Source organism: Cryomorphaceae bacterium, assembly GCA_007695365.1.
Classification (GTDB): Bacteria; Bacteroidota; Bacteroidia; order Flavobacteriales_D; family SKUL01; genus SKUL01.
The window spans coordinates 1-25,212 of record REDV01000036.1 but is presented as its reverse complement, the minus strand read 5'-3'; the positions used below and the strand labels follow the sequence as shown (position 1 = coordinate 25,212).

Genomic DNA, 25,212 nt, shown 5'->3' with positions numbered 1-25,212 from the left:
GTGTATTTTCGCGGCACATTAAATTAAACCGATTAAAAGAACCCTCAACATGAATCGCATTACAGTTATTGGAGCCGGCACCATGGGCAACGGAATTGCACACGTTTTCGCCCAGAAAGGATATGAAGTAAACCTGTGCGATGTATCCCAGGATGCTCTTTCCAGGGCACTAAAAACCATTGCCGGAAACCTGGATCGGCAAATCAAAAAAGAAATCATCACTGAGGGCGACAAAGACGCTTGCCTGAAACGAATTACCACCCATACAGAAATGCGCGAGGCGGTAGCTCAGGCAGACCTTGTGGTTGAAGCTGCCACGGAAAACATTGATCTAAAGCTCAAAATATTCGGACAACTCGATGAAGCCTGTCCGGCAAACTGTATCCTCGCTACCAATACTTCCTCCATTTCCATCACCAAAGTGGCGGCGGTCACCAAGCGCCCTGAGAAAGTAATTGGCATGCACTTTATGAACCCCGTGCCTGTGATGAAATTGGTTGAGGTTATCAGGGGTTACAAAACGAGCAACGAATGCACGGAGACCATCATGGATTTGTCGCGCAATCTCGGTAAGGTGCCCGTGGAAGTAAACGACTACCCCGGCTTTGTGGCCAACCGAATTTTGATGCCCATGATTAACGAAGCTATCTACAGTTTGTACGAGGGTGTGGCCGGTGTGGAAGAAATTGACACCGTGATGATGTTGGGAATGGCGCACCCCATGGGCCCGTTGCACCTCGCAGATTTTATCGGTCTGGACGTTTGCCTCTCTATTTTGCGCGTGTTACACGACGGTTTCGGTAATCCGAAATACGCTCCCTGCCCGTTGCTGGTAAACATGGTTACAGCCGGAAATCTGGGCGTGAAGTCGGGTGAAGGGTTTTACGACTACAGCAAGGGCTTGAAAGAAAAAGAGGTGTCGCAGCAATTCCGCTAAGCGGCAATCAGGAACCTTTTCGTTTGCTTTTCTTGATTCGCGCCTGCGCCTGTGGAGTGTTGGCTTTTCGCTCTGCCACATAGATTTCGCCGGCTTCAATAAGTGCTACGATTTCTTCTATCATGGCATCTTCGCCGGGAGCATCGTACTGCTCTTTGAGGTTTGAGCCGAACAGCCGGGCAACGGCCTGCCACATAAAAGCGGTAAATCCTCCGCGCAACTCTTTGATGAGATCATACGAAGTATTTCCCGTTTCGCGGTCAATGAGCTTGATGAGCACGTACCCTTCGCGGATGGTCATGTTGCGTATCTCACCTTCGAACTCGCGCTTCAATTCATTTTCTGCCATTTTTAGATAGGCCTTTTGCTCCTTTTCGGTGGGAAGATTCTCGAGCTGTTGCTCGTATTCGCGCATTAACTCTCCGGCCAGACGGGCATATGGATATACTTTGGTAACACGCCCCATCAAGGCATCCCAGCGTCGCTGCTCTCGCCGTGTGCGCTCTTTGGTGAATTCAAGCACGGTAAATGGCTTAAGTTCAACCAAGGGGAGTGTATCATCCTCGGTGATCAGGACTTCCAATGCCTTCGTATTTTGGTCAAACCCGTGGTGTTGAGCCAGGCCCATAAAGGGCAACGCGAAGAGAAAAAGAAGAATGTTGATGCACCGACACATATGTGCTCTTTTAAACGATAAAGCTAAGCACAATGTTATCAATAACGATGCCTAACTTCGGTTTTTCCGCCAATTGCTCTCTGTAAGCGATTGGCTTGCAGTAAGCTCAGTAGAATTTGAACCTTCGCTCCTTTGAAGGGCCGCTATGAGTACTGCCGCTTCTTCCTCTTGCGGGTCTGATACATTCAGCACTTCCGGTTTGAAGTAAGTTTGCACGAAATGGGTGTCGAACTTACCCGAGCGGAATGCCTCGTGATCCATCACAAAAGAGCAAAAGCCAAGGGTGGTTGCAACGCCTGATATCTGATAATCGGCAATGGCGCGTTTCATTTTTTCGATGGCGGCCTCGCGGTTTTCGGCGTGAACAATAAGTTTGGCAATCATCGGGTCGTAGTAGATGGGAATTTCCATCCCCTCTTCAAAACCATCATCTACGCGAATACCGGGACCTTCAGGCTTACGATATCCGTGCAGTGTGCCTATGTCCGGCAGAAAGTTATTGGCCGGGTCTTCCGCGTATACACGAATCTCAAGTGCGTGTCCGTTGATTTTCAAATCATCCTGTCCGAACGACAACTTTTCTCCGCGGGCAATGCGCACCTGCTCTTTCACCAGGTCAATTCCGGTAATAAGCTCGCTCACAGGATGCTCAACCTGCAAACGGGTGTTCATTTCAAGGAAGTAGTAATTCAGGTGTTCATCCACCAGAAACTCAACCGTTCCAGCTCCGTGGTAATTGCATGCCCGTGCCACATCACAGGCACTTTCACCCATTCGAGCCCGAAGCTCAGGTGTGAGCACAGCCGAAGGAGCCTCTTCTACTACTTTCTGGTGTCGTCGTTGAATGGAACACTCCCGCTCAAAAAGGTGCACTACGTTGCCGTGTTGATCAGCAAGCACCTGTATTTCAATATGACGAGGCGATCCGATGTACTTTTCAATGAACACTGCGCCATCTCCAAAGGCCGAAATCGCTTCAGATACAGCACGATCCATCTGGGATTCAAACTCGTCAATAGATTCTACGATGCGCATGCCCTTACCACCTCCTCCTGCAGAGGCCTTAATAAGGATGGGAAATCCGATTTCGGCGGCTATTTTTCGTGCTTCGGCTACGTCAGTTATGGCGTGGTCCACACCGGGCACCATAGGAATGTTGTAGGCTTTTACAGCCGCTTTGGCCGCCAGTTTGCTCCCCATGGTTTCTATGGCTTCTTCGCCAGGACCGATAAATGTGATACCCGCTTCACGCACCTTCCTGGCAAAACCAGCGTTCTCAGACAAGAAGCCGTACCCTGGATGAATCCCGTCAACACCCAGTTCACCGGCAACGCGAATAATCTCGTCACCTTTAAGGTAGGATTCGGATGAAGGGGGTGGCCCAATTCGCACTGCCTCGTCGGCATATCGAACAAATGGCGCCATGCGGTCGGCATCTGAGTAAACAGCCACAGTGGCAATCCCCATTTCGCGAAGGGAGCGCATCACGCGCAGGGCAATTTCTCCCCGATTGGCAACCAGAACCTTTTTCATGGGCAGGGTTTTAGGCGAGTACGCTCTTCACCTTTTCAGCGGCTTCTTGCAGCAATACCGCAGAGTGAACTTCCAACCCGCTTTCGTCAATGAGTTTTTTGGCTTCTTCGGCATTGGTACCTTGCAAGCGCACGATGATGGGCACGTTGATGTCCCCAATATTATTGTAGGCATCCACCACACCTTGCGCAACGCGATCGCAACGCACAATTCCGCCAAAGATGTTCACCAGAATGGCCTTTACGGTTTCATCCTTCAGAATAATTCTGAAAGCCTTCTCCACGCGTGCAGCATCAGCCGTTCCTCCCACATCAAGAAAGTTGGCCGGCTCACCGCCCGACAGCTTAATGATGTCCATGGTGGCCATTGCCAGTCCGGCACCATTCACCATACACCCCACGTTACCATCCAGTTTTACATAGTTCAAACCGGCTTCTGACGCTTCAACCTCGGTAGGGTCTTCCTCGCTCTTGTCGCGCATGGCGGCGTAATCTGGGTGGCGGAAAAGCCCGTTACCATCCAGCGAAACTTTCGAGTCAACAGCGATAATTCTGTTGTCGGAAGTTTTAAGCACAGGGTTGATTTCGAACAAAGTAGCATCACAACCGAGGAAAGCATCGTAAAGAGACTTCACAAACTTCTGCATCTCTTTAAACGCCTGACCGGATAGCCCCAGATTGAATGCGATTCTTCGGCATTGAAAAGGCATGACACCCACAGCGGGGTCAATTTCTTCGCGGAAAATACGCTCGGGAGTTTTCTCCGCTACGGCTTCAATGTCCATTCCTCCATCCGGAGAATACACAATGACGTTTCGGCCTCGCTGGCGATCGAGCAAAACAGACATGTAGTATTCTTCGGGCTCCGAATCGCCGGGGTAATACACGTCCTGTGCTATGAGTACCTGGTTTACTTTTTTGCCTTCTTCGGTGGTTTGGGCCGTAACAAGGGTTCCACCCAAAATACCTTTAACTATTTCTTCAACTTTATCGAGTCCTTTTGCAAGCACAACGCCATGCGACCCTGTTTCTTTAACGGTTCCTTTACCACGACCACCCGCGTGAATCTGAGCTTTTACCACAAACCATTCGGTTCCTGTTTCGGCAGAGAGTTCTTTGGCCGCTGCTTCGGCTTTGGATACATCATTTACCACCTTACCTTCCTGGATGGACACTCCAAAGCTCTTGAGTATTGATTTTCCTTGAAATTCGTGTATGTTCATAACGTGATTTTAGGCTGCCAAAAGTAGGGCTTAAGGTTCGAAATACAAAGGAGAGAATGTGCGAAACCTCACGGCCGCATATTCGTACAAAACTCCATGAACTCACTCTTTAGATATCACGTGATATGCATGGGTCTGATTGGTTTGATGTTGATTCAATCGCCTTTATTAATGGCCCATTCTGACACCCTGTTAAAAGCCCGCAATTGCTATGATGCAGGCACGTACGACAAGGTGATTGAGTTGCTTGAGAGCATCCCGAAGGAAGGCCGAAACATTGCGCAATACTGGATGCTCCTTGGCGATGCACTTCAAAAACAATCGCGGTTTGATGAAGCCATTCACGCATACAACGAAGCGCAACGATACGAAAAAAGCAGCATGCTGTTTACGCACCGCGGGTCGGCCAAAATATGGAGCGGCGATACCAAAGGAGCTCAAAAAGACCTGCAAATGGCTCTGGAACTGGAGCCCTCCAACTTTCTGGCACATTACTACACGGGGGTACTTCATTACCAGTCATTCCGAAGCCGTCAGGCCATACAATGGCTCGACAGGAGTATTTCTTACAACGCGAAATGTGCCCCCGCTCACTTTCTTCGCGGTGCGGCTTACGCTGAACTGCAACAGAAAAAGGAAGCACTTGCCGACATGGAAACAGCCTTCGGACTCGATTCCACTCTACTCTCAGCGCGCTTTAACGTGGGCGTGCTAAAATTCGATCTGCACGACTATGAGGGAGCCCGCGAGGAATTTTCGGCCCTCGAAAAAACGACCTTCGAAAACAAAGCCGACCTCTTTTACTTTCGGGCTGAGTGCAACCATCAACTCAAAGACAAGCACGCGGCCTGCATTGATTTTGAGCAAGCGGCCAAACTCGGCGATGAAGTGGCGGCTACCATTTACGACAAGCACTGTTTGAAAGGGGTGAATAGAAAAGAGCTGCCTTCCCGGCAAACGCAGTCCATCAAGCTTTAGGGTCAATTCGACTCATAGAGCGCAACAATCAGCTTTTCCAGCTCACTTTTAATGGTTGCCGGACTGGCCTCAAAATGATTCACCATCACAGCAAAGGCCACCATTTTTCCCGACCTGGCGTTTAGTACTCCTGCGTAGCCTCTGTTGCTTGTCATGTAGCCACTTTTGGCTCTTAGGTTACCTTCAAGCGGGGTTCCTTTTCCGAAACTGCGCAGTGTGCCATTGAGACCTGCCTGTGGCAACGACAACATCCATCCTTTACCATTGTCGGAATGATACACCCAATGAAGCATATCGGTGAGTTGCTTGGCGGTGATTGTAGTATAATGCGAAAGTCCGCTGGCATCTTCGGGCCGAAATCCGCGCGTATCTATCCCGGCCTTTTCAGACCAGAAATTCTTCAACACCTCAGTCCGCGGAACATCGGAGAATTTTTCAGATAGCGCAACTCCCAAAGCTTCGGCGTAAAGATTGATGCTGTGAAAGTTCACTTCCTCAACAATCTCTGCGAGCGTGGGCGATGTATGACGAATCAGTTCTTTTCCGCCATTTGTGGCAGACAAGGAAGAATGCTCAACATCACCCTTCCATTCAACTCCTGATTGCTGCACGGATTCCATCAGCCTAATGGCAAAAAATCTACCCGGGTCGGGGATGGCCGCTTTTACTTCATAGTTTTCCCGTTTGGCGGGAAGCGCACCTTTTACCCGAATCTTATCTCCGGTAGGATCACCATAACAGTAGGTTTGGTCGTTTCGGATATCTGCGGCAACCACGTCGTGCTCCAGTTTCACACCCGGAATCATCGGGCTAACGTATTTTAAAACTGCCGCGGAGCCTACCTCACCTGTTTTGAAAAAGATGCTGAACTGGTTGTCCAAAAAGTTGAGCGGGTGAGGAATTGCCGCATAGTAGTTGGTGAGGTCGTGCCAGGCCCATGTATCGGGCACGTGGGGAGTAAAGGCTGTATTGTCAAGCACCAGATTTCCTTCAACCTTCGTGATTCCGGCCTGCTTAATGGCCGATGCAAACGCTTCAAGCAAGGCATCGGCACTTTTACCGATACGCGCTGAGCCAAAGGTGGGGTCTCCCGAGCCGCGAAGCACCAAATCGCCGGTGAGTACACCATTTTCCAGGTGACCATGGTAGCTCAATGAGGTCTCAAATCGAAAATCTCCCTCCAGGGTATGCAAGGCTGCAATGGTGGCAGGTATTTTCATCAAGGATGCCGGGATCATGGCTTTGTTGCCCCGATGGTCTGCCAGCACATCACCGCTGTTGATATCCACCGCGTAGAATCCAACAGAAGCTTCCGACAAATTGGGCTGCTCAAGCCACTGATCCAGAAACTCATCCATCCCGTTTGAGGGCTGGGCCCCGACAGCAAAACAACAAAGCGACAGAGCAATGGCAACAAGGATTCTCATAGCAAAGGGTTGAGACAAATATAGGGCCAGCGGATTATTTCGGGGCAAGCGCAAGAGGAATAGTCCTAAATTCGCACAGTTTAGAGCCTATGTGCGGTATTGCCGGAATATTCAATTACTCACAACCGATTTCTGCCGGTGACGAAGATCGTTTGCTCAAGGCGGTAGAAAAAATAGCCCACCGCGGTCCAGATTTCAGGCAGGTAAGAGCCTATGGCAAGTTATGCCTGGGTCACGCCAGACTCAGTATTCTCGATACCTCGGCAGCTTCAAATCAGCCCATGCAAACAGAGGATGGTCGCTATGCCATTGTATTCAATGGGGAGATTTACAATTTCAAAAGCCTGAGGTCTGATCTTGAAAAACTGGGACACTACTTTACCACCACCGGCGACACCGAAGTTCTGCTCAAAGCGTGGGCGCAATGGGGGCCCGGCTGCCTGGAGCGCCTCAACGGTTTTTTTGCCTTTGCTGTGTACGACTCCCAATTGGAAACCATGTGGCTGGCAAGAGACCGAATGGGCATCAAGCCCCTGTATTACAACCTACAACCCGACATCATTTGCTTCGGGTCAGAAATGAGTGTATTCAAAGTGCTTGGAGTGAACCCGGAGCTGGATGTTGACGCCTTGCATTTGTTTTTTCAGCTCACCTATATTCCCGCGCCGTACACAGCACTCAAGGGAGTTCAAAAGCTCATGCCGGGAGAATTTCTTACCGTGAGAGACAGAAAGGTAGAGAAGCAGCCGTATTTTGATCTCCAAAAGCGCACTGCCTCAGCAGATTCCTATGAATCTGCTGTTGAGAATGTACGTCAGTTACTGGACGAATCGGTAAGAATGCGATTGGTATCAGATGTTCCACTCGGAACCTTTCTTAGTGGCGGAATTGACTCATCCATTGTAAGCTACATCGCATCCCAACACTTAAGCGGAATCAATACCTTTTCGGTAGGATTTGATGACCACGCCTATTTGGACGAGTCGGCCTGCGCGGCGCAGGTGGCAGGGCATATTGGCAGCACACATCACGAAATCAGGGTTGGAAAGAATGAAATGGAGGAAGCTGCCTTTGCTGTACTCAACCACCTTGACGAGCCTTTTGCCGACAGCTCATCCATAGCTGTGTATATGTTGAGTAAATATACCGCCCGGCACGTTAAGGTGATATTATCAGGAGATGGTGCCGACGAACTGTTTGGCGGTTATCGCAAGCATATGGCTCTTTACCGGGCCAGTCAGAAAAGCGCTTCGAACCTCATTTTAAAAAGCGCAGCACCCCTGCTGTCGCTTTTACCGGGGGGAAGTCGCTCGGATAAACAAGGCGATTTCCTCAGGAAATTGCGCAAATACTCTGATGGACTGCGATTGCCGTTTAGGGAGCGTTACCACCAATGGCTGCGGTGGACGGATGAAGCCACCGTTTTCAGTTTGCTGAAGGAAAAACACCATCAAGCACTGATCTTCGACCAACTGCCTGGTTTAGATTTGGATGAAAATGACTTTAACTCAGTACTCATTTCGGATCAGTTATTCCTTCTGCCCAACGATATGCTTGCCAAGGTTGACAAGATGAGCATGGCCCACGGACTTGAGGTAAGAACACCTTTTCTTGATCACCACCTGGTTCAGTATGTGAACAATCTTCCTTCGGGGTACAAGTTGAATGCAAGTTCAGGTAAATTGATGTTGCGAAATGCCTTTCATTCAGTGCTCCCGGCTGAAGTTTTCAACAGACCCAAAAAAGGCTTTGAAGTGCCCATGGAAAGCTGGCTACGCTCCACACTGAAAGAGCTGGTTGTTAAATTCAGCAACAGGCAACTTATCGAAGAGCAGGCCGTTTTTAACCCATCCGTTCTGGAGGATATTCAACGTGACTTTTACCAGCTCCATAACAACAAGCATGCTTCCTTGCTCTGGAGCTTTCTGGTTTTTCAAAGCTGGTGGTTCAGCACCTTCAGGAGACTCGGATGAGTTATTTTTTCGTTACTTTGTATCTGCTATAAACAGAGGAGTCTTTCATGCCACGCGTACTTCGCATTATCAACCGCTTTAACCTGGGCGGACCCACTTACAACGCGGCTTATCTCACGAAATACCTACCGGGCGATTTCGAGACGCTACTGGTGGGTGGCATGAAAGAGGATTCCGAGGGCAGCTCCATGCACATTGTTGACCAACTCGGCCTTAAGCCTGTTATTTTAAACGAAATGCGAAGGGAAGTAAACCCGCTTCAAGATCGGTTGGCGTTTAAAAAAATCAAGCAACTTATTCAGGATTTCAAGCCCGATGTTGTACACACTCACGCGTCGAAACCGGGTGCATTAGGGCGATTGGCAGCAGCGCAGATGAAAGTACCTGTGATTGTTCACACATTTCACGGCCACTCCTTTCACTCCTATTTCAACCCCATTACCACCTCATTTTACAGGAAGGTGGAACGGTTTTTAGCGTCGAAATCAAATTGCATTGTGGCGCTGAGCGAAGGGCAAAAGAATGAGCTGGTAAACATTCACAAGGTATGCCCTGAGGAGAAAGTACGAATCATCCCTTTGGGCTTTGATTTGGCTCGCTTTACAGAATCAATGGACCAAAAACGGCTACGCTTCAGAACTGAATATGGATTGGCTCCGGATGAAATTGCCATTGGTATCATTGGCCGCTTGGTTCCCATTAAGAACCACGATTTGTTTCTGAGGTCGATTGCCATTCTTCAGCATAGAACCCAGCGCAAAATACGGGCCTTTGTTGTGGGCGATGGCGAAGAACGGGCGCGCCTTGAAGCTCTTTGCAACGAATTGAATCTTACAACCTCTCCCGGACAAAATCGCTGCAGTGTTACCTTCACCTCGTGGATTAAAGACATTGACTACGTAAATGCAGGAATTGATATTGTGTGCCTTACATCAAAAAACGAAGGCACACCAGTGTCGCTAATTGAGGCCCAGGCCGCCAACAAACCCATTGTAACCACACGTGTTGGCGGTATTGAGAATATCGTGGTATCTGGTCGCACGGCACTTTTGAGCGAAACGAATAATCATGTTACCTTAGCCAACAATTTATTAAGACTCGTTGAAGATGATGCCTTACGGGAAGAATTTGGGGCCGATGGGTGGTTGTATGTGCATCAAAAATTTCACTACCAGCGCCTTGCCGATGACATGGCCCAACTTTACCAAGAACTTTTAAACTGAGATGATCACGAAACGCGCATTACTGTTTCTTACCATGGCTTTTGCCATTGCTTCTTGCAATATCAACAAAGACCTGATGTTCAAAACTCCTATTGGCTACGATTACGACGTACCACCGGAAGTTATTGACCTTGAATACAAGATACAGCCCTTTGATCTCTTAAACTTCAGGCTGTACTCAAACGATGGCTTCCTGCTCATTGACCTGACATCGGGAAGCGGTGCAGTAGGTGGCGGTCAGCAAAACCAGATGATGATGCGAAACATGCAAAACATCATACGTTACCGTGTGGAAGTTACCGGCGATGTTAAACTTCCCACCATCGGCCTCACAAAGCTGGCTGGTATGACCGTGCGCGACGCTGAATTTTATCTCGAAGATCTCTACTCCGAGTACTATGTTCGGCCATACGCTATGCTGGAAATTACCAACAACAGGGTAATTGTAATGCCCGGGTCGGGCGGAGACGCGCGTGTTATCACCCTAACCAACAACAACATGACGGTTACAGAAGCGCTTGCTCAGGCAGGAGGTGTGGCCAAGAGGGGAAATGCCAGTAAAATTAAGCTCATCAGAAACTCACCTGAAGGGCGAAAGGTGTACCTGATTAACCTGGCAAAAATTGACGGTGTGGCAGACGGAGATATTATTGTTCAGGCCAATGACATCATTTACGTTGAGCCGGTTCCCCAATATGTAGCAGAAGCCCTGAGAGATGTAACCCCACTGGTTGGACTGCTAACCACATTCCTCGTTCTCATCAATATAGTGAGATAAAATGCGTACATGATTGACGAGAATATATCCAAGGTAAATCAGAGCTATGAGGGCTATAAAGAACGTCTTACCAATTTTGGTAGTCAGTTCGAGTTGGGGCTGTTTCTTTACATTGCCCGAAAAAGCCTGAAGTGGATAGCTCTACTGGCTGTTTTTACCTTCACTTTCGCATACCTCTACCTCAGGTACAATGCTCCTGTTTATCAAGCATCAACCATCATTCAGCTTTCAAAAAGTGACAATGCAACCAAAATTCTTCAGGTCAACAAGATCTACGAAGAAAAAACCCTGTCGGCTGAGCTGGAACTTTTAAGATCCAAGCTTTTGCTTCAGGAAACTGTAAAACGTTTGCCCCTTAAGGTGAGTTACTACCTGAAAGGCGACATACTCACAAGGCAGCTCTACCGTGTTCCTCAACCTAAACTCAATTTGGTTGCAATTACGGATAGCAGCATCCTGGATAAACAAATTTTCATTCGCAACCTGGCTGATGGCCGCTATGAGTTGCATTTGAACAACAACGCCATATCAGACCCATTCTTGCCAAATGATTATGTGAGAACAAGGTTTTTTGAAGGTCGCATCGATTTGGCTCCACCTCTGGAAGAAAACTCCGATAAAGGTTCTTACAATGAGCTTTACTTCGTGATAAACAACCCCAACTCACTGGTATCACGATTCAGAAGTAACATGGAGGTACGGGTAATGAACAATATTGCACAAACCATCCAGATTTCCTGCAAAAACCACAATGCCACTCTTGCCAGGGATTTTGTAATGGCGCATGCTCATCAATATTTGCAGTACGATCAGGAATCGCGTGAGTTGAGCGCATCAAACATCATTCGCTTTATCGATAACCAAATTGAAGAAGTGTACAACGAACTGCGAGAAACAGAATTTGAACTCAGTATGTTCATGAAGGACAACAAAATTTCTGACCTGAACAGAATTTCTGAGTTTTATCTGAGCTATTTTCAGCAGTATGACGACCGTCAGATGGAGCTCGAGTATGAAGAGAAACTACTGGGCGAATTAGAAAAGGTTGCGCTGGCTAACCCTGAGGAGACAGATATATATGCCCTGATTCCCCTGATAGTCGGCACCCGACTGGAAAACTCACTATCGGGATTGATTACAGATTTACGCGAAATATTGTTGCGCAAGGAAGAAATGGGATTCAACGTGAAAGGAAACCACGGCGCTGTTAAAAACATTGAATACCAAGTAGAAATACAAAAAAGATTGATTCTTGAGGCCATACAATCAATGCGATCCAACTTGCAAGGAAGGCGTACTTTTTTTCAGGACAAACTGAGAGATTTCGAAGCCTCCTTTTATCAACTACCTGAAAAGGAATTGGAGTACGCCCGCTTGCAGCGGCATTTCAAAATAAATGAAAAGTACTATACGCTTCTATTGGAAAAACAAACGGAGTACCGAATCAGCAAGGCCGGTTTTGTACCTGAGAATCGAATTTTGGAAGAAGCCCGGATACCATCTGTGCCAATCGCTCCCAACAGAAACATGGTTTTTGCGATAGCCATCATTCTGACTGTACTCATCAGTGCTGTGATGGTTTTGGTGCGATATCTCATGCATGACGAAATCACATCGTTGAATGAAATCACCAAGCAAACCAATGCTTCTGTGGGTATTTTGGGCATGACACCGAAGTATACTGAGGAAGTGCCCATTTCTCAGATGGTGATTGATAAAAATCCTAAATCAATGATTGCCGAGGCCTTCAGAACCATAAGGACCAACCTGCAGTTTGTGGATCCCTCTCAAGAAGGCCCTAAAACCATTGCAATTACCTCAACGGTATCGGGCGAGGGCAAGACATTTATCGCAATTAACCTTGCCGGTATTATCGCATTTTCAGGCAAGCGGGTCATTATTCTGGACATGGATTTACGCAAGCCAAAAATCCACGCTGGTTTTGGTGTAGGAAACACCCGGGGTATGAGTACACTCATTGTAGGAAAAAACACCATCCAGGAATGTGTGCAGCAGAGCAACCTCGACAACCTCGATTTTATTACCTCGGGCCCACTTCCTCCCAATCCTTCAGAATTGATACTGAGCGACCGCACAGTAGAGATCATTAATGAACTGAAGAGTTTGTACGACGTGATTATCATCGACAATCCACCTGTAGGTATGGTAACGGACGGTATTCCAATCTTCAAGATGGTTGACTACCCCATTTATGTTTTCAGGGCTGACTACAGCAAAAAGCATTTTGTGCAGAACGTAGACAGGTTGATGAACGAAAACGGAATAACCCGGGTAACCGTGGTTCTCAATAGTGTAGAAGTTAACAGACATCGCTACGGATACAACTACGGCTACGGTTATGGTTACGGTTATGGTTACGGACAGGCTTATGGTTACTACGATGAAAGCAACAGTACCGGCCGAAACAAATGGTTTGAGTTTTGGAAATCATAGAGCGCGCAATGAATGGGCTTTTCCTCCTAAAGCCTACCGTTTTTGGTGACGACAGAGGTTACTTTTACGAATCGTACAACGCAAAGCGTTTTACTGAACTTACCGGAGTTCAAGATGCATTTGTGCAAGACAACCAATCGCTTTCGCAAAAAAACGTACTGCGCGGACTGCACTTCCAAAACCCGCCGCACGCACAAGGTAAACTCGTAAGGGTGCTGCAAGGAGCCGTGCAGGATGTAGTGGTAGATATCCGAAAAAGTTCACCGCACTTCGGTCGTTATTTTGAGGTTGAGCTCACAGCCGAAAACAATCTCCAATTATACATACCGCCTGGCTTTGCTCACGGATTTCTGACGCTGGAAGACAACACCATTTTCGTGTACAAATGCACTGATTTTTACAACAAAAACAGCGAGGGATGCATTCTCTGGAATGATGCTTCGCTTGGAATCAACTGGAAAACTGAGCACCCAATTGTTTCGGAAAAAGATAAATTGGGGCAGCGTTTTGAAGATTTCACGTCTTTGTTTTAATTCGCCACCCGAACGCAGCCACATCCAATGGACCAATCACAGTACATATTTCTGATCTATTCACTTTTTTTCCTGGGAACCACTGCGTTTTCACTACTCACCAACTCCATTCTGCTGCGGTTTACAAGAACAATGGGCACCAAAAACCAGCGGGGCGCAAAGGCCATTAGATGGAGCTCCGAGTCCAAACCTGCCATCGGTGGTATTACCTTTTTCATGGTGTTTCTCATCTCATTCGTATGCTACTCCATTTTCTTTTTTCCGGAAGAGGTATTCAAGAACACACAGCTTCTGGGTTTGCTTCTCACGGCACTCCTTGCTTTTCTGATGGGGTTGGCAGATGACGCTTACAATACCAGGCCATTGCTCAAATTCGCTGTACAGGTATCATGTGGGATCATACTCATCCTCACAGGCACTCATATCGAACTATTTGAATGGGCATACCTCAACTATGCCCTCACCATTTTCTGGACCATCGGAATGATGAATTCCATCAATATGCTCGATAACATGGACGCCATCACCTCGGTCGTTTCGATATTTATCCTACTCAGCACGCTGCTCACCATCTATGTAATGGGCGAGTTGGGTACCGCTGAGTTTATGATTGTTCTAGGTGTAGTAGCCTCACTCACAGGATTTCTGTTCTTCAATTGGAATCCATCCAAAATGTACATGGGCGACACCGGGAGCCAGTTTCTCGGATTATTTCTGGCCTTCATTGGTATCCGCTATTGCTGGAATGCCCCAAGTCTGAGCGGCGAATTGCTGGTTTCCAGACAAATCAGCATTACACTGCTCGTGTACTTGTTGCCCATTATTGACACCACCATTGTAGTCATCAACCGAATCAGACGAGGGCAATCTCCCTTTGTTGGCGGAAGAGACCACACAACCCACGTGCTGTCATACCAGGGACTGTCAGACAGTCAGGTGGCAATGACCTTTGGCGGAATAGGAGCTCTTTCACTTCTGACCACGATTTTCTTCCAGAAATACGTTGAAACATGGACGTGGTGGCATGCTGGAGGGGTTCTGGCATACTTCGTGCTGCTCTTATCTGTGATGTTTTATCTGGCAAAAATCAATAAAGCCAACTACATCAACTAATTGCCACTGATGATATACCTGCAACGAATTGCCCTTATTGTTACACTGCTTCTTGCGGTGGTGTTCGTGGTAAAACTCTTTCAGTTTTCCTCGAGCATTGAAATGGATAACCACGACGATAGCCACCAAAAAGAGTTCACATCCAACTACCGCATTTTTGCTCTCAACCTCCCCGACGAACTGGATTTTGCCAATGAGGACGTGCCTATGCAAAGTATAGATGTGCGCGAAAAACTGGATCGTGAGCTGCTCATCAACACCTACTGGCAGTCACAAACCCTGCTTTTTCACAAAAGGGCCCATCGCTATTTCCCCATCATTGAACCCATCCTTGCCAAAAATGGGGTTCCCGATGATTTCAAGTACCTCGCCCTGATAGAAAGCGGATTACAAAATGTAGTTTCTCCGGCTGGAGCCACCGGTTTCTGGCAGTTCATGAAAAACACGGCCATCGAATACGGACTGGAAGTGAACGGCGAAGTGGACGAGCGCTACCACCTCGAAAAATCAACAGAGGCCGCGTGTAAATACCTCAACACCGCCTACAAAAAGTACGGAAGCTGGACCATGGCAGCCGCATCCTACAACATGGGCATGAATGGATTAGACCGCCAAATAAAAAGGCAAAAAGTGCATAACTATTACGACATGCTGCTGATTGAAGAAACCGCCCGGTACGTGTTTCGCATTGTAGCCATCAAGGAAATCATGACCAAACCACGTGACTACGGCTTTTTCTTTCGCGAAAAGGACCTTTATCCGCCCCTAAAAACCAGAACAGTAACCGTTAATGAACCCATTAACGACTTTGCCGATTTTGCCTTTGAACACGGCGTGAACTACAAAATTCTTAAAATTCTGAACCCGTGGCTCCGCGATACGTTCTTAAGAAATCCGGGGCGTAAGTCGTACAACATCCAATTGCCAGCCAAAGGCTTTACCGGGTTTATCTCCTCCGAAGCCCTGGTTTTTGAAAACGATAGCCTTGCAAAAGACACGCTCTAGCAAGTTGCAGGAAGGTATGAAGAAAGAAACCTTTATTGATGTTCGGGGTGCCCGTGTGCACAATCTCAAAAACATTGATGTTAGCATACCCCGCAACAAGCTGGTGGTAATTACCGGCCTTAGCGGAAGCGGCAAGTCATCGCTCGCCTTCGATACACTCTACGCAGAGGGGCAGCGCAGGTATATTGAGACTTTTTCGGCCTACGCAAGGCAATTTCTTGGTAGCCTTGAGCGACCCGACGTTGACAAGATATCCGGCTTAAGTCCGGTCATTTCCATTGAGCAGAAAACGGTAAGTAAGAACCCGCGATCTACCGTGGGCACCATTACCGAGATATATGATTTCCTCCGACTTCTTTTTTCACGCGCAGCCCACGCATACTCCTACAAAACCGGAAAGCGCATGGTGCGTTACTCCGAAGATCAGATTGTTACACTGCTTCAGGAAGAAATGCATGGTCAGAAAGTGGCACTGCTCGCCCCTATCGTAAAAGGGCGTAAGGGGCATTACCGGGAGCTCTTTCAACAAATAAGCCGGCAAGGATTTGTTAGAGTACGAGTAGATGGCGAACTCAAAGAGATTCACGCCAACATGAAGCTCGATAGATACAAGGTGCACGATATTGACATTGTGATTGACCGCGTTATACCCGGCACAGGTGATAGCCAGCGTCTGCGCGAATCTATCAAAACTGCTCTTCGACTGGGGAAAGGAACCTTCATTGCGCTTAGCCTCGAAAACGATACCGAACGCTACTTCAGCAAATTTCTGATGTGCCCCGACACCGGCATTTCCTACAATGAGCCGGAACCTAACCTCTTCTCTTTCAATTCTCCTTATGGAGCGTGCCCCAAGTGCAACGGTCTGGGTGAAATTTCAGAAATTGATATCAACAAGGTCATCCCCAAAAAAAGCCTCAGCATCCGCAAAGGTGGTATTGCTCCACTGGGCAGTTACAAGAATAACTGGATTTTTAAACAGGTGGAAACCCTGCTGGAAAAGCATGGCTTTAGCCTTGACACGCCGGTGGGCGACGTGGACGAAGGAGTCATGAGCCAGTTACTCTACGGAACCGACGAACCCATCACGGTAAAAAGCTCCGTAGGTTTGAGCGACTACACCGTTACCTACGAAGGTATCATCCACTTTATCAATCGTCAGTCCGAGGAAAGCACCTCCAAAAGCATCCTCAGGTGGACGCAAGGCTTCATGAACAAAATTGATTGCCCAACCTGCCATGGCAGCCGACTGAAAGAAGAGGCCCTGCACTTTAAAATTGATGAGCACAACATCTTTGAGCTTGCCAAAATGGATATTCAGTCATTCGCCAACTTCTTTAACGGCATTGAAGAACGACTGGATGAACGCCAGAACAGCATAGCAAAAGAGGTTCTCAAAGAAATTCGAAACCGCACGCGTTTCCTGCTCGATGTGGGCCTCGAATACCTCACCCTGAACCGTAGCTCACGGTCGCTCTCGGGCGGTGAGGCGCAGCGCATTCGTCTTGCTACCCAAATTGGCTCCCGGCTGGTAGGTGTGCTCTATATCCTGGACGAGCCCAGCATTGGACTGCACCAACGAGACAACAACCGCCTGATTGAATCGCTCAAGCAGCTGCGCGATGCCGGGAACTCAGTGATTGTGGTGGAGCACGACAAAGAAATGATTCTGCAATCTGACTACCTGCTGGATATCGGGCCGGCCGCTGGAGTACACGGCGGTAAAATTATGGGTGGTGGCGAAGTTGAAAGCTTTCGCGATGTAAATTCGCTCACAGCTCAGTACCTCTTCGGAAGCAAGAAAATTGAAGTCCCCAAAACGCGGCGCGAAGGAAACGGGCATACCCTCACCCTGACGGGCGCCAGCGGTCACAATCTGCAAAACACTACGGTAGAATTCCCGCTGGGAAAGTTCATTTGTGTTACAGGCGTGTCGGGCAGCGGAAAATCGTCGCTCATTAACGGCACCCTCTACCCTATTATGAATCAGCACTTTTATCAAGGCGTCAAAAAGCCATTGCCCTACACGGATATCGAGGGAATCAAAAACCTCGACAAGGTCATTGAAATTGACCAGTCGCCCATTGGCAGAACCCCACGAAGCAATCCTGCCACATACACGGCGATGTTCAATGATATCCGCAACCTGTTTACAGAGCTTCCCGAGGCAAAAATCAGAGGTTACAAACCCGGCAGGTTTTCATTCAATACCACAGGTGGACGCTGCGAGACCTGCAAAGGTGCAGGCGTTAGGACCATCGAAATGAATTTTCTGCCCGACGTGTATGTGCAGTGCGAAACATGCAACGGCAAGCGCTACAACCGCGAAACCCTTGAGGTGCGCTTCAAGGGAAAATCCATTGCCGACGTGTTGGACATGACCGTTGAAGAGGGATTGGACTTTTTCAGCGAGATTCCCAAAATCAAGCAAAAACTCAAAACCCTGAATGACGTGGGCTTGAGCTATCTAACCCTGGGTCAGCAGAGCACAACCCTTTCAGGCGGAGAAGCACAGCGCGTTAAACTGGCCACCGAGCTCTCCAAACGAAATACGGGCAACACTTTTTACATCCTTGACGAGCCCACCACAGGGCTTCATTTTGAGGATGTGAGGATGTTGATTGACGTATTGAATCGCCTGGTAAACGGCGGTAATACCGTGCTGGTGATTGAGCACAACATGGACATCATGAAAGTTGCCGACCACATTATTGATATGGGGCCCGAAGGTGGCTCAAGGGGAGGCAAGGTGCTCTTTACCGGAACTCCCGAAGAACTCTTACATTGCACCGAAAGTCATACTGCCAGGTTTTTAAAAGAAGAACTCAACCATGAATAAATTGGATAAGAAAATCAAGATTGCCTTCAAGCAGAAGGGTTGGAATGAAACCAAAACCAACGATAGCTGGGCTATTTTCAAAATCATGTCGGAGTTTGTAGAAGGCTTTGAAAAGCTTTCCAAAATCAAGCCATGTGTGTCCATTTTCGGATCGGCTCGTTTTACAGAAGAACACCCAAGCTATCAACTTGCCGAAGATCTTGCATTTGAGCTCAGCCGAAATGGTTATGGTGTAATCACAGGAGGTGGCCCCGGTATTATGGAAGCAGCCAATAAAGGAGCCCACAGGGCAGGAGGCACTTCGGTAGGACTCAACATTGACCTCCCATTTGAGCAGGAGTCGAACCCCTATGTTGATAAAGACAAAAACATCATGTTCGACTATTTTTTTGTTCGCAAGGTGATGTTTATCAAATACTCGCAAGGATTTATTGTACTTCCCGGTGGCTTCGGTACGCTCGATGAACTCTTCGAAGCACTCACGCTGATTCAAACCGAAAAAATCGGGCGTTTCCCGGTGATCATGGTTGGTAAGGAGTTTTGGGCCGGTATCTATGACTGGATTCTTCGTACCCTCCGCGACGAGTACAAAACCATCAGCCCCGAAGATCTGGATCTTTTCCACCTCGTTGATACCTGCGATGAGGCCATTGAAAAAATCAATGCCTTTTACAGCAAGTATCTGTTGCGTCCCAACTTCTAGACCTTTTCGGGCAGCTTTCTATTTTAACACGGTGCTGTTTGTAAATCCGCAGGCGGCTCCGATGAAGCATCTGGTATAGCGGTAGTTTTGTTAAAACCACCTCGTACATTTTAACCGCTATGCTTAAAGGTGCCCTTATTCTGCTGAATATCATATTTCTGGCGATACTTAACTTTTGGGTGTTGCAAAAAATCAGCGTCACACAAGACCTTCCGAACAAGCTTGCACCCGGCCAGAGCGCGGAGGTAAATGTGACAATCAGCAAGGGAAAAGTAGAAGGATTCGCCAAGTTTCAGCTAAACGTAGATCCCGGATTGGTGATTGAGGCGATTGAAACCAGTGGTGCATCATTTACCTTCAGCGATCAGAAAGCAAAGTTTATCTGGATGGCCCTGCCCGAAGAGAAGGTGGTTCATCTGACATACCGGTTGATTGCCCGGCCGGATGCAGACGGCTTAAAGAAAATTGAAGGGCACTTCTCCTACATTGACGACAACCAACGCCTGGTGTATGATGTACCGGAATCCCTGATTGCAACAGGAAGCGCAGAACCCATACTCCGGGAAGAGCAACCCGACAACGGTAAGGCAACTGCTTTTGTACACCGCGAAATTACCCCCGGCGAGGGCGGGCGCTATGTGGTTGAACTCACCATTCACAAAAGCAACCTGGGGGGCTTTGCCAAACTTCAGGAAGAAATACCTGCAGATTACACTGCGGTTGCCCTTGAGCGTGCCGATGCAGTGTTCAACATGGTAGGAACACAGGTGAAATTTGTGTGGTTCGACATTCCCGGCAGGCCCGAAATTACCCTTCGCTACGAAATGATTCCGGTGCATGAACCATCTACCCCTAATTTCGACATCACCGGAGAGTTCTCATTTCTAAGCGACAACGAAACCCGTTCGGTTACAGTAGGCGAAATCCCCTTTGAAAAACCTCAGGAAGAACCCGACCTGGTGCTTGACGAAATGCCCGAACCTGAGCCCGAGCCTGCTGCAGAACCCGAACCGAGTATTCGACTTGAAACCGAAGCAAGCGACGAATGGGACTCAGGAACACTGTGGGATGAAGAACCCGAAGTGGCCCAGGTGGAAGAGCCTCAGCCGGAGCCTGAACCTGAGCCTGAGCCGGAACCTGAGCCCAAGCCAGAACCCAAACCTGAGCCCAAACCCGAACCGAAGCCTAAAGCGCCCCCGGCGGCTCCGAGCACCATGCCCGAAACAGACATCACTTACAAGGTGCAAATTACGGCTGCCCGCAAAGTGGTAGATGCCCAATACTTTGCCGACCACCATAAATTTCGCGATTCATTTGGCATTGAAAATCACGAAGGTTGGGTGAAATATACCACAGGCGGATTTAACCAATACAAGGAAGCGCGCAACCATCGCGAAAAGCTCAACGACAACTACAATTTTCCGGGCCCTTTCGTTACTGCATATAACGATGGTAACCGAATAACCGTGCAGGAAGCACTCATGATCAGCAATCAGCGATGGGTACCGTAACAACCCAACCCATATGCTCGTAATGTCATCATAAGATGAAAGCCTTGCTCCAATATCTCCTCGCTGCCCTACTGGCTCTATTTACGCTACAAGGCTGGTCGCAAAGCGGAGAAATGGAAACCACTGCCGAAACTGAAACGCTCATTAAGCCGCGAATTGAGGTTGGAATTGGGCGTCTGGCATTTTACGGCGACGTAGGAGCATCGCATCGCTACAGCAGTCCGCTGCTTGGTCCGGTTGGAGCTCACTTCAGACTTGGAACACCCCTCAACGAATACCTCGATTTTGACGCCTTTGCCCTTTACGGTAGGTTAATCATGAATGAAACCGCCGGCCCGCGTCATCTCAATTTCTCTTCGCGAATTACGATGATGGGTGCAAGTTTATCATACAATTTCAGCCATTTGTTGAAACCGGGCTCGCCTGTGGCACCCTATGTTTCGGTTGGTATCGCAGGATTTGAATTTCTCTCTAAAACAGATCTACACGACAGCGACGGAAATCGCTACCACTACTGGAGCGACGGCACCATTCGCAACCTGCCTGAGAGTGCCCCCAATGCCAACGAAGCTTTTGAAATACAGCGCAATTACATCTACGAAACCGACATACGTAAACTCGACGCAGACGGCCTGGGGCCCTACCCTGAGCGCTCGTGGGCCATTCCTGTTGGCGCAGGAGTAACACTCAATCTCACCGACCAGGTAAGGCTTCGTGTGGGTACCGAAATGCATTTCACCTTTACCAATTACATTGACGGAATCACTGAGCAAAGCATCGGTGTTCGCCAGGGAAACAGCCGAAACGACCGCTTTATGTACACCACAGCGGCTCTGAGCTATGATTTTGCGGTAAAGCGAGAAAAGAAGAAAATACGTGAGCACTACAAAGGTGTTGATTTTCTGGCACTGGAACTCGAGGATGAGGATGGAGACGGTGTGCCCGATTTCAAAGACGAATGCCCTGGAACTCCTGAAGGCGTGAAAGTGGATAGCCGAGGTTGCCCCATTGACAGCGATGGCGACGGTGTACCCGATTATCGCGACCTCGAACCCGACACTCCGCGCGGTGCCTTTGTGGACGAACACGGTGTGACCATATCCGACGAAACCTTTGCCATGCGGTATTATTTCTGGATTGATTCACTGCAGGAATACAACAAGCTTCTTTCGCGGGTTGAAACGGAATCGCGCGCAGCAACCCAAAAAACAAAGCGCCCGCAAAAATCTTTGTACCGCGTTAAGGCAGACAGCGACTCTGAGTTGAGCAACGAAATGATTGAACGTTTCCTGAGCATCCCCGATGTGATTACGCGCGAAGTGGATGAGGAAACTGTGTATCTCTTTGGAAGTTATGAAGAACTTTACAAAGCTGTAGAGCGCAAAATCAGCCTTGAAGCCGACGGTATCAACGGTCTTGTGGTGGTGGATGAAGACGGAAACATCCTCAGCCCCGACGAGGATGTAGCTTCCATTGAAGCCGATTTACGCCGAATTTCCAAGGTGGATGAAACCTTCGAAGAAGAGCTTGCTGCTCCAACGCTCGACGTGGTGTATCGCGTGCAGATTGGTGCCTTCGCCAATCCTCTTAGCAAGGATGTATTTACCGGTGTTCCTGAATTGTTGGTGCTCAAAGGACAGGATGGCCTAACCAGATACGTAAGTGGTTCATTCACCAACATTCGGAATGCAGCTGACCATAAGGTAGAATTGCTGTTACAAGGTTTTGAAGGTGCATTCATTACCGCATACAGAGGCGGAAAACGCATCTCGCTCAACGAGGCCGGAGCAGTGGTAAGCGGTCAGGACGACAGCACCCGTGAAGTAGCATCGCCAGCTTTCGACAGTAAGCGAATACTATTCAAAATTCAGGTAGGTGCTTACCGGGATGAAGTGCCCACTTCGGTTCTCGACCAGTTTATCGATTTGGGAGATATCAAACCCATTCGCGGACCTGATGGCACCACGCGCTACCTCTACGGAAGCTTCAGCAGCTACGATGCTGCACAAGCAGCACGAAGTAAGGCTGTGGCAATCGGTTTCCCCGATGCATTTGTAGTGGGCGAATTCAGTGGCCAGGTCATTTCTGCCCAGGAGGCGATACGCATGTTGGAAGATTAGGATGAGCTCAAACTAATACTCTCATCGTACGCTTTTTTGGGTTTGAGAGCAGAAAGGGGTCTTACTTCTCGTCAGATTGAATCAACCACTCCATCACCTCGCAGTAGTTGTGAAACTGCTCTTCGTCCAACGCGTATTCACCCCATTCATTGATTTCGCGCACCAGGCTTTTGCGCATGGAGAATAAGAGCGGACGTTCTACCACATAGGGACGATTTCTTTTTGCCGTGTAGATGTACAAATCACCCTTGCAATCGCACGGGTGCTCTACTGCGCTGAGGCACAACAGCACATACCCTTCACCCTCTGCCAGCACCTGAAAAATGCGCGGTGCCGCGTGCTTCCTTTCAAAAGCCTTGAAACTCACTTTGCGCGGAGACTCTACCGTATATCTTGCCTTGCCCTCGGTTGAATGGGCCAGCTTTGATTTCAGTTTATCGTTTACTTCATCCGGAAAAACTTTCTTGCCTCCATTCTGGCTTCCGGCTTGAACTGCACTTTGCACCGTACCCCACATACCCTCGTCGAACTGCGCCTGAACAGCACCAGCTACCAGCAAAACAATTAGCATAGCCAAAAAAGAAATTGAAACCCGCATTCAACAGTGTTTTGCGATAGGCAGTGCAAACATCAATCCAAACAACTACAAGGCAGTCTTCTGAAAATCTCTCGAAAAATTTCAAACAAAATGATGTTTTCATTTGCATTCTGTTTATTTTAGCAGAACGAAAACAACAAAGCCATGTCACTCGCACAAAACATTCGTTATCTGCGTAAAAAGAACGACTTAACCCAGGAGCAACTGGCGCGCAAGTTAGGCCTGAACCGCCCTGCCATCGGAGCTTATGAAGAAGGGCGCGCCGAACCCCGCCTCAAAACCTTGCAGGCGTTGGCGCACTTTTTTGAAGTGAGCCTGGATCAGCTTGTAAACGAAGATTTGGAGACTGGAAAGGCAACGGAGCCAACAGCTTTGCCCCTGCGTATTTTATCGATTACAATCGATCGTCAAACGGGTCGCGAAACCATTCCGCTGGTACCGGTAAAGGCCGCGGCGGGCTACCTCAACGGCTACGGAGATATTGATTATGTGGAGAGCCTTCCGCAGTTTCAGATGCCTTTTCCGGAGCTGGGAGCCGAGCGTAGCTATCGCATTTTTCAAACCCGTGGCGACAGTATGCTGCCCGTTCCGCATGGGGCCTATGTGATTGGGCGCTTTACCGAAGACTGGCAACAAATAAAAAACGGCCACTGCTATGTGCTGGTTACGCTGAGTGAGGGCGTGGTGTACAAGCGTGTGTACAAGCACCTGAAAAAGCCCGGTGTGCTGGTGCTTCACTCCGACAATTCCGCGTACAGCCCCTACGAAGTACCCCTTAAAGATGTGCGCGAAATATGGGAAGCCACAGGGTTTACCAGCTTTCAATTACCGCGCGAAAACGAACAAACCATGAGCATGCAGCAGCTCACCTCCGCATTCCTCGAACTCAAAAAAGAAATCGGTGAGATGAAGTCGAACCAAAAGAACTGAGTGACCTTGCGTGAAACTTAACCGCAAAGAACTTTAGTACTAATCAAAAAGTAATGGTCAATGATAGAACCAAGCAAATCGTGAACATTCTTAGCGCCCTTTGCGCCTTCCCTGCCCGCGGCAGGCGGGCTAGCGGGCCGAAGGCCTTGCGGTTAAAAAACCAACCGCAACGAAAAGAATTTTGAACAATGACCGAAAACGAACTATCAAAAATTGTATTTAACGCTGCACTTGAAGTGCACAAATCATTAGGTCCGGGACTACTCGAAAGTGCCTATGAAGAATGTCTGGCGTATGAATTACGGAAAACAGGGCTTCGGGTTGAAAAACAAAAACCACTACCGTTGATTTACGAAGAAATTCACTTGGAAATTGGATACAGAGTGGATATTCTACTGGAGAATAAATTGGTAATCGAAGTGAAATCTGTTGATGCTTTGAATGATGTTCATCTGGCACAGGTACTGACCTACCTAAAGCTGAGTCATTGTAAGCTGGGAATGTTGATCAACTTTAATGTAGCAATGATCAAAAACGGAATTAAACGAATAGCGAATAAACTCTAGGTACATACCTGAGCGGTTAAAAGCCTAACCGCAAAGAGCGCAATGGAGACGCAATGAACGCAAAGAACCTTTAGTACTAATCAAAAAGTAATG

General features: G+C 48.3%; 19 protein-coding genes and 1 pseudogene. 14 read left to right on the top strand and 6 right to left on the bottom strand.

Features of this window, described 5'->3' with window-relative positions:
* Positions 1-49: 49 nt before the first annotated feature.
* The gene (locus EA392_01105; protein TVR41761.1) at positions 50-937 is read left to right on the top strand and encodes a 3-hydroxybutyryl-CoA dehydrogenase; all 888 of its coding nucleotides are present in this window, start codon (positions 50-52) and stop codon (positions 935-937) included.
* A 7-nt stretch (positions 938-944) separates the two neighbouring features.
* Here EA392_01105 and EA392_01100 read toward each other — a convergent pair whose 3' ends face one another.
* From EA392_01100 to EA392_01090, 3 genes are read right to left on the bottom strand one after another with little or no spacing between them, the layout of a single operon-like run.
* On the bottom strand, positions 945-1,613 hold the full coding sequence (locus EA392_01100) for a DUF4294 domain-containing protein (GenBank protein TVR41760.1): 669 nt from the start codon (positions 1,611-1,613) through the stop codon (positions 945-947).
* Positions 1,614-1,664: 51 nt separating this feature from the next.
* Positions 1,665-3,146 (bottom strand): acetyl-CoA carboxylase biotin carboxylase subunit, encoded by a 1,482-nt coding sequence (locus EA392_01095; protein ID TVR41759.1) that lies wholly within the window; start codon positions 3,144-3,146, stop codon positions 1,665-1,667.
* A 10-nt stretch (positions 3,147-3,156) separates the two neighbouring features.
* Positions 3,157-4,368: an ADP-forming succinate--CoA ligase subunit beta gene (locus EA392_01090; GenBank protein ID TVR41758.1), complete on the bottom strand. Its 1,212-nt coding sequence runs from the start codon at positions 4,366-4,368 to the stop codon at positions 3,157-3,159.
* Positions 4,369-4,464: 96 nt separating this feature from the next.
* Between EA392_01090 and EA392_01085 the strand changes: the two genes are divergently transcribed.
* Entirely contained in the window at positions 4,465-5,346 is an 882-nt protein-coding gene (locus EA392_01085; GenBank protein TVR41757.1) for a hypothetical protein, read from the top strand.
* A 2-nt stretch (positions 5,347-5,348) separates the two neighbouring features.
* On the opposite strand, the gene dacB is transcribed toward EA392_01085, so the two are convergent.
* A complete protein-coding gene (gene dacB / locus EA392_01080) occupies positions 5,349-6,773 on the bottom strand; it encodes a D-alanyl-D-alanine carboxypeptidase/D-alanyl-D-alanine-endopeptidase (GenBank protein TVR41756.1) in 1,425 nt (474 codons plus the stop codon).
* A gap of 89 nt (positions 6,774-6,862) precedes the next feature.
* On the opposite strand from dacB, the gene asnB reads away from it, so the two are divergent.
* The 9 genes from asnB to EA392_01035 are packed head-to-tail and all read left to right on the top strand — an operon-like array spanning position 6,863 to position 19,394.
* Complete coding sequence (gene asnB, locus EA392_01075; GenBank protein TVR41755.1) at positions 6,863-8,746, top strand: asparagine synthase (glutamine-hydrolyzing); 1,884 nt, start codon at positions 6,863-6,865, stop codon at positions 8,744-8,746.
* A gap of 47 nt (positions 8,747-8,793) precedes the next feature.
* A complete protein-coding gene (locus EA392_01070; protein TVR41754.1) occupies positions 8,794-9,969 on the top strand; it encodes a glycosyltransferase family 1 protein in 1,176 nt (391 codons plus the stop codon).
* A gap of 1 nt (position 9,970) precedes the next feature.
* Positions 9,971-10,747 (top strand): hypothetical protein, encoded by a 777-nt coding sequence (locus EA392_01065; GenBank protein TVR41753.1) that lies wholly within the window; start codon positions 9,971-9,973, stop codon positions 10,745-10,747.
* A 9-nt stretch (positions 10,748-10,756) separates the two neighbouring features.
* Positions 10,757-13,201, top strand: a complete 2,445-nt coding sequence (locus EA392_01060) for a polysaccharide biosynthesis tyrosine autokinase (GenBank protein ID TVR41752.1) — start codon at positions 10,757-10,759, stop codon at positions 13,199-13,201.
* Between the two features lie 8 nt (positions 13,202-13,209).
* Positions 13,210-13,734: a dTDP-4-dehydrorhamnose 3,5-epimerase gene (gene rfbC, locus EA392_01055; protein ID TVR41751.1), complete on the top strand. Its 525-nt coding sequence runs from the start codon at positions 13,210-13,212 to the stop codon at positions 13,732-13,734.
* Between the two features lie 27 nt (positions 13,735-13,761).
* Complete coding sequence (locus tag EA392_01050) at positions 13,762-14,847, top strand: undecaprenyl/decaprenyl-phosphate alpha-N-acetylglucosaminyl 1-phosphate transferase (GenBank protein TVR41750.1); 1,086 nt, start codon at positions 13,762-13,764, stop codon at positions 14,845-14,847.
* Positions 14,848-14,856: 9 nt separating this feature from the next.
* A complete protein-coding gene (locus tag EA392_01045; protein TVR41749.1) occupies positions 14,857-15,852 on the top strand; it encodes a lytic transglycosylase domain-containing protein in 996 nt (331 codons plus the stop codon).
* 16 nt (positions 15,853-15,868) lie between these two features.
* On the top strand, positions 15,869-18,691 hold the full coding sequence (gene uvrA / locus EA392_01040) for an excinuclease ABC subunit UvrA (protein ID TVR41748.1): 2,823 nt from the start codon (positions 15,869-15,871) through the stop codon (positions 18,689-18,691).
* Positions 18,684-19,394 carry a TIGR00730 family Rossman fold protein gene (locus tag EA392_01035; GenBank protein ID TVR41747.1) on the top strand — a complete coding sequence of 237 codons (711 nt, stop codon included), beginning with the start codon at positions 18,684-18,686 and terminating at the stop codon, positions 19,392-19,394. Before uvrA ends, EA392_01035 begins: the two co-directional genes overlap by 8 nt.
* A gap of 940 nt (positions 19,395-20,334) precedes the next feature.
* Here the strand turns inward: EA392_01035 and EA392_01030 are convergent.
* A pseudogene (locus EA392_01030) lies at positions 20,335-20,610 on the bottom strand (hypothetical protein).
* A 408-nt stretch (positions 20,611-21,018) separates the two neighbouring features.
* Between EA392_01030 and EA392_01025 the strand changes: the two are divergent.
* Positions 21,019-23,025, top strand: a complete 2,007-nt coding sequence (locus EA392_01025; GenBank protein TVR41746.1) for an SPOR domain-containing protein — start codon at positions 21,019-21,021, stop codon at positions 23,023-23,025.
* Positions 23,026-23,086: 61 nt separating this feature from the next.
* On the opposite strand, the gene EA392_01020 is transcribed toward EA392_01025, so the two are convergent.
* Positions 23,087-23,623, bottom strand: coding sequence for a hypothetical protein (locus EA392_01020; GenBank protein TVR41745.1), 537 nt, complete (start codon positions 23,621-23,623; stop codon positions 23,087-23,089).
* Between the two features lie 144 nt (positions 23,624-23,767).
* Between EA392_01020 and EA392_01015 the strand changes: the two genes are divergently transcribed.
* Together EA392_01015 and EA392_01010 are read left to right on the top strand one after the other, a co-directional pair.
* A complete protein-coding gene (locus tag EA392_01015; GenBank protein ID TVR41744.1) occupies positions 23,768-24,553 on the top strand; it encodes a LexA family transcriptional regulator in 786 nt (261 codons plus the stop codon).
* A gap of 188 nt (positions 24,554-24,741) precedes the next feature.
* Complete coding sequence (locus EA392_01010) at positions 24,742-25,119, top strand: GxxExxY protein (protein ID TVR41743.1); 378 nt, start codon at positions 24,742-24,744, stop codon at positions 25,117-25,119.
* Positions 25,120-25,212 lie beyond the last annotated feature (93 nt).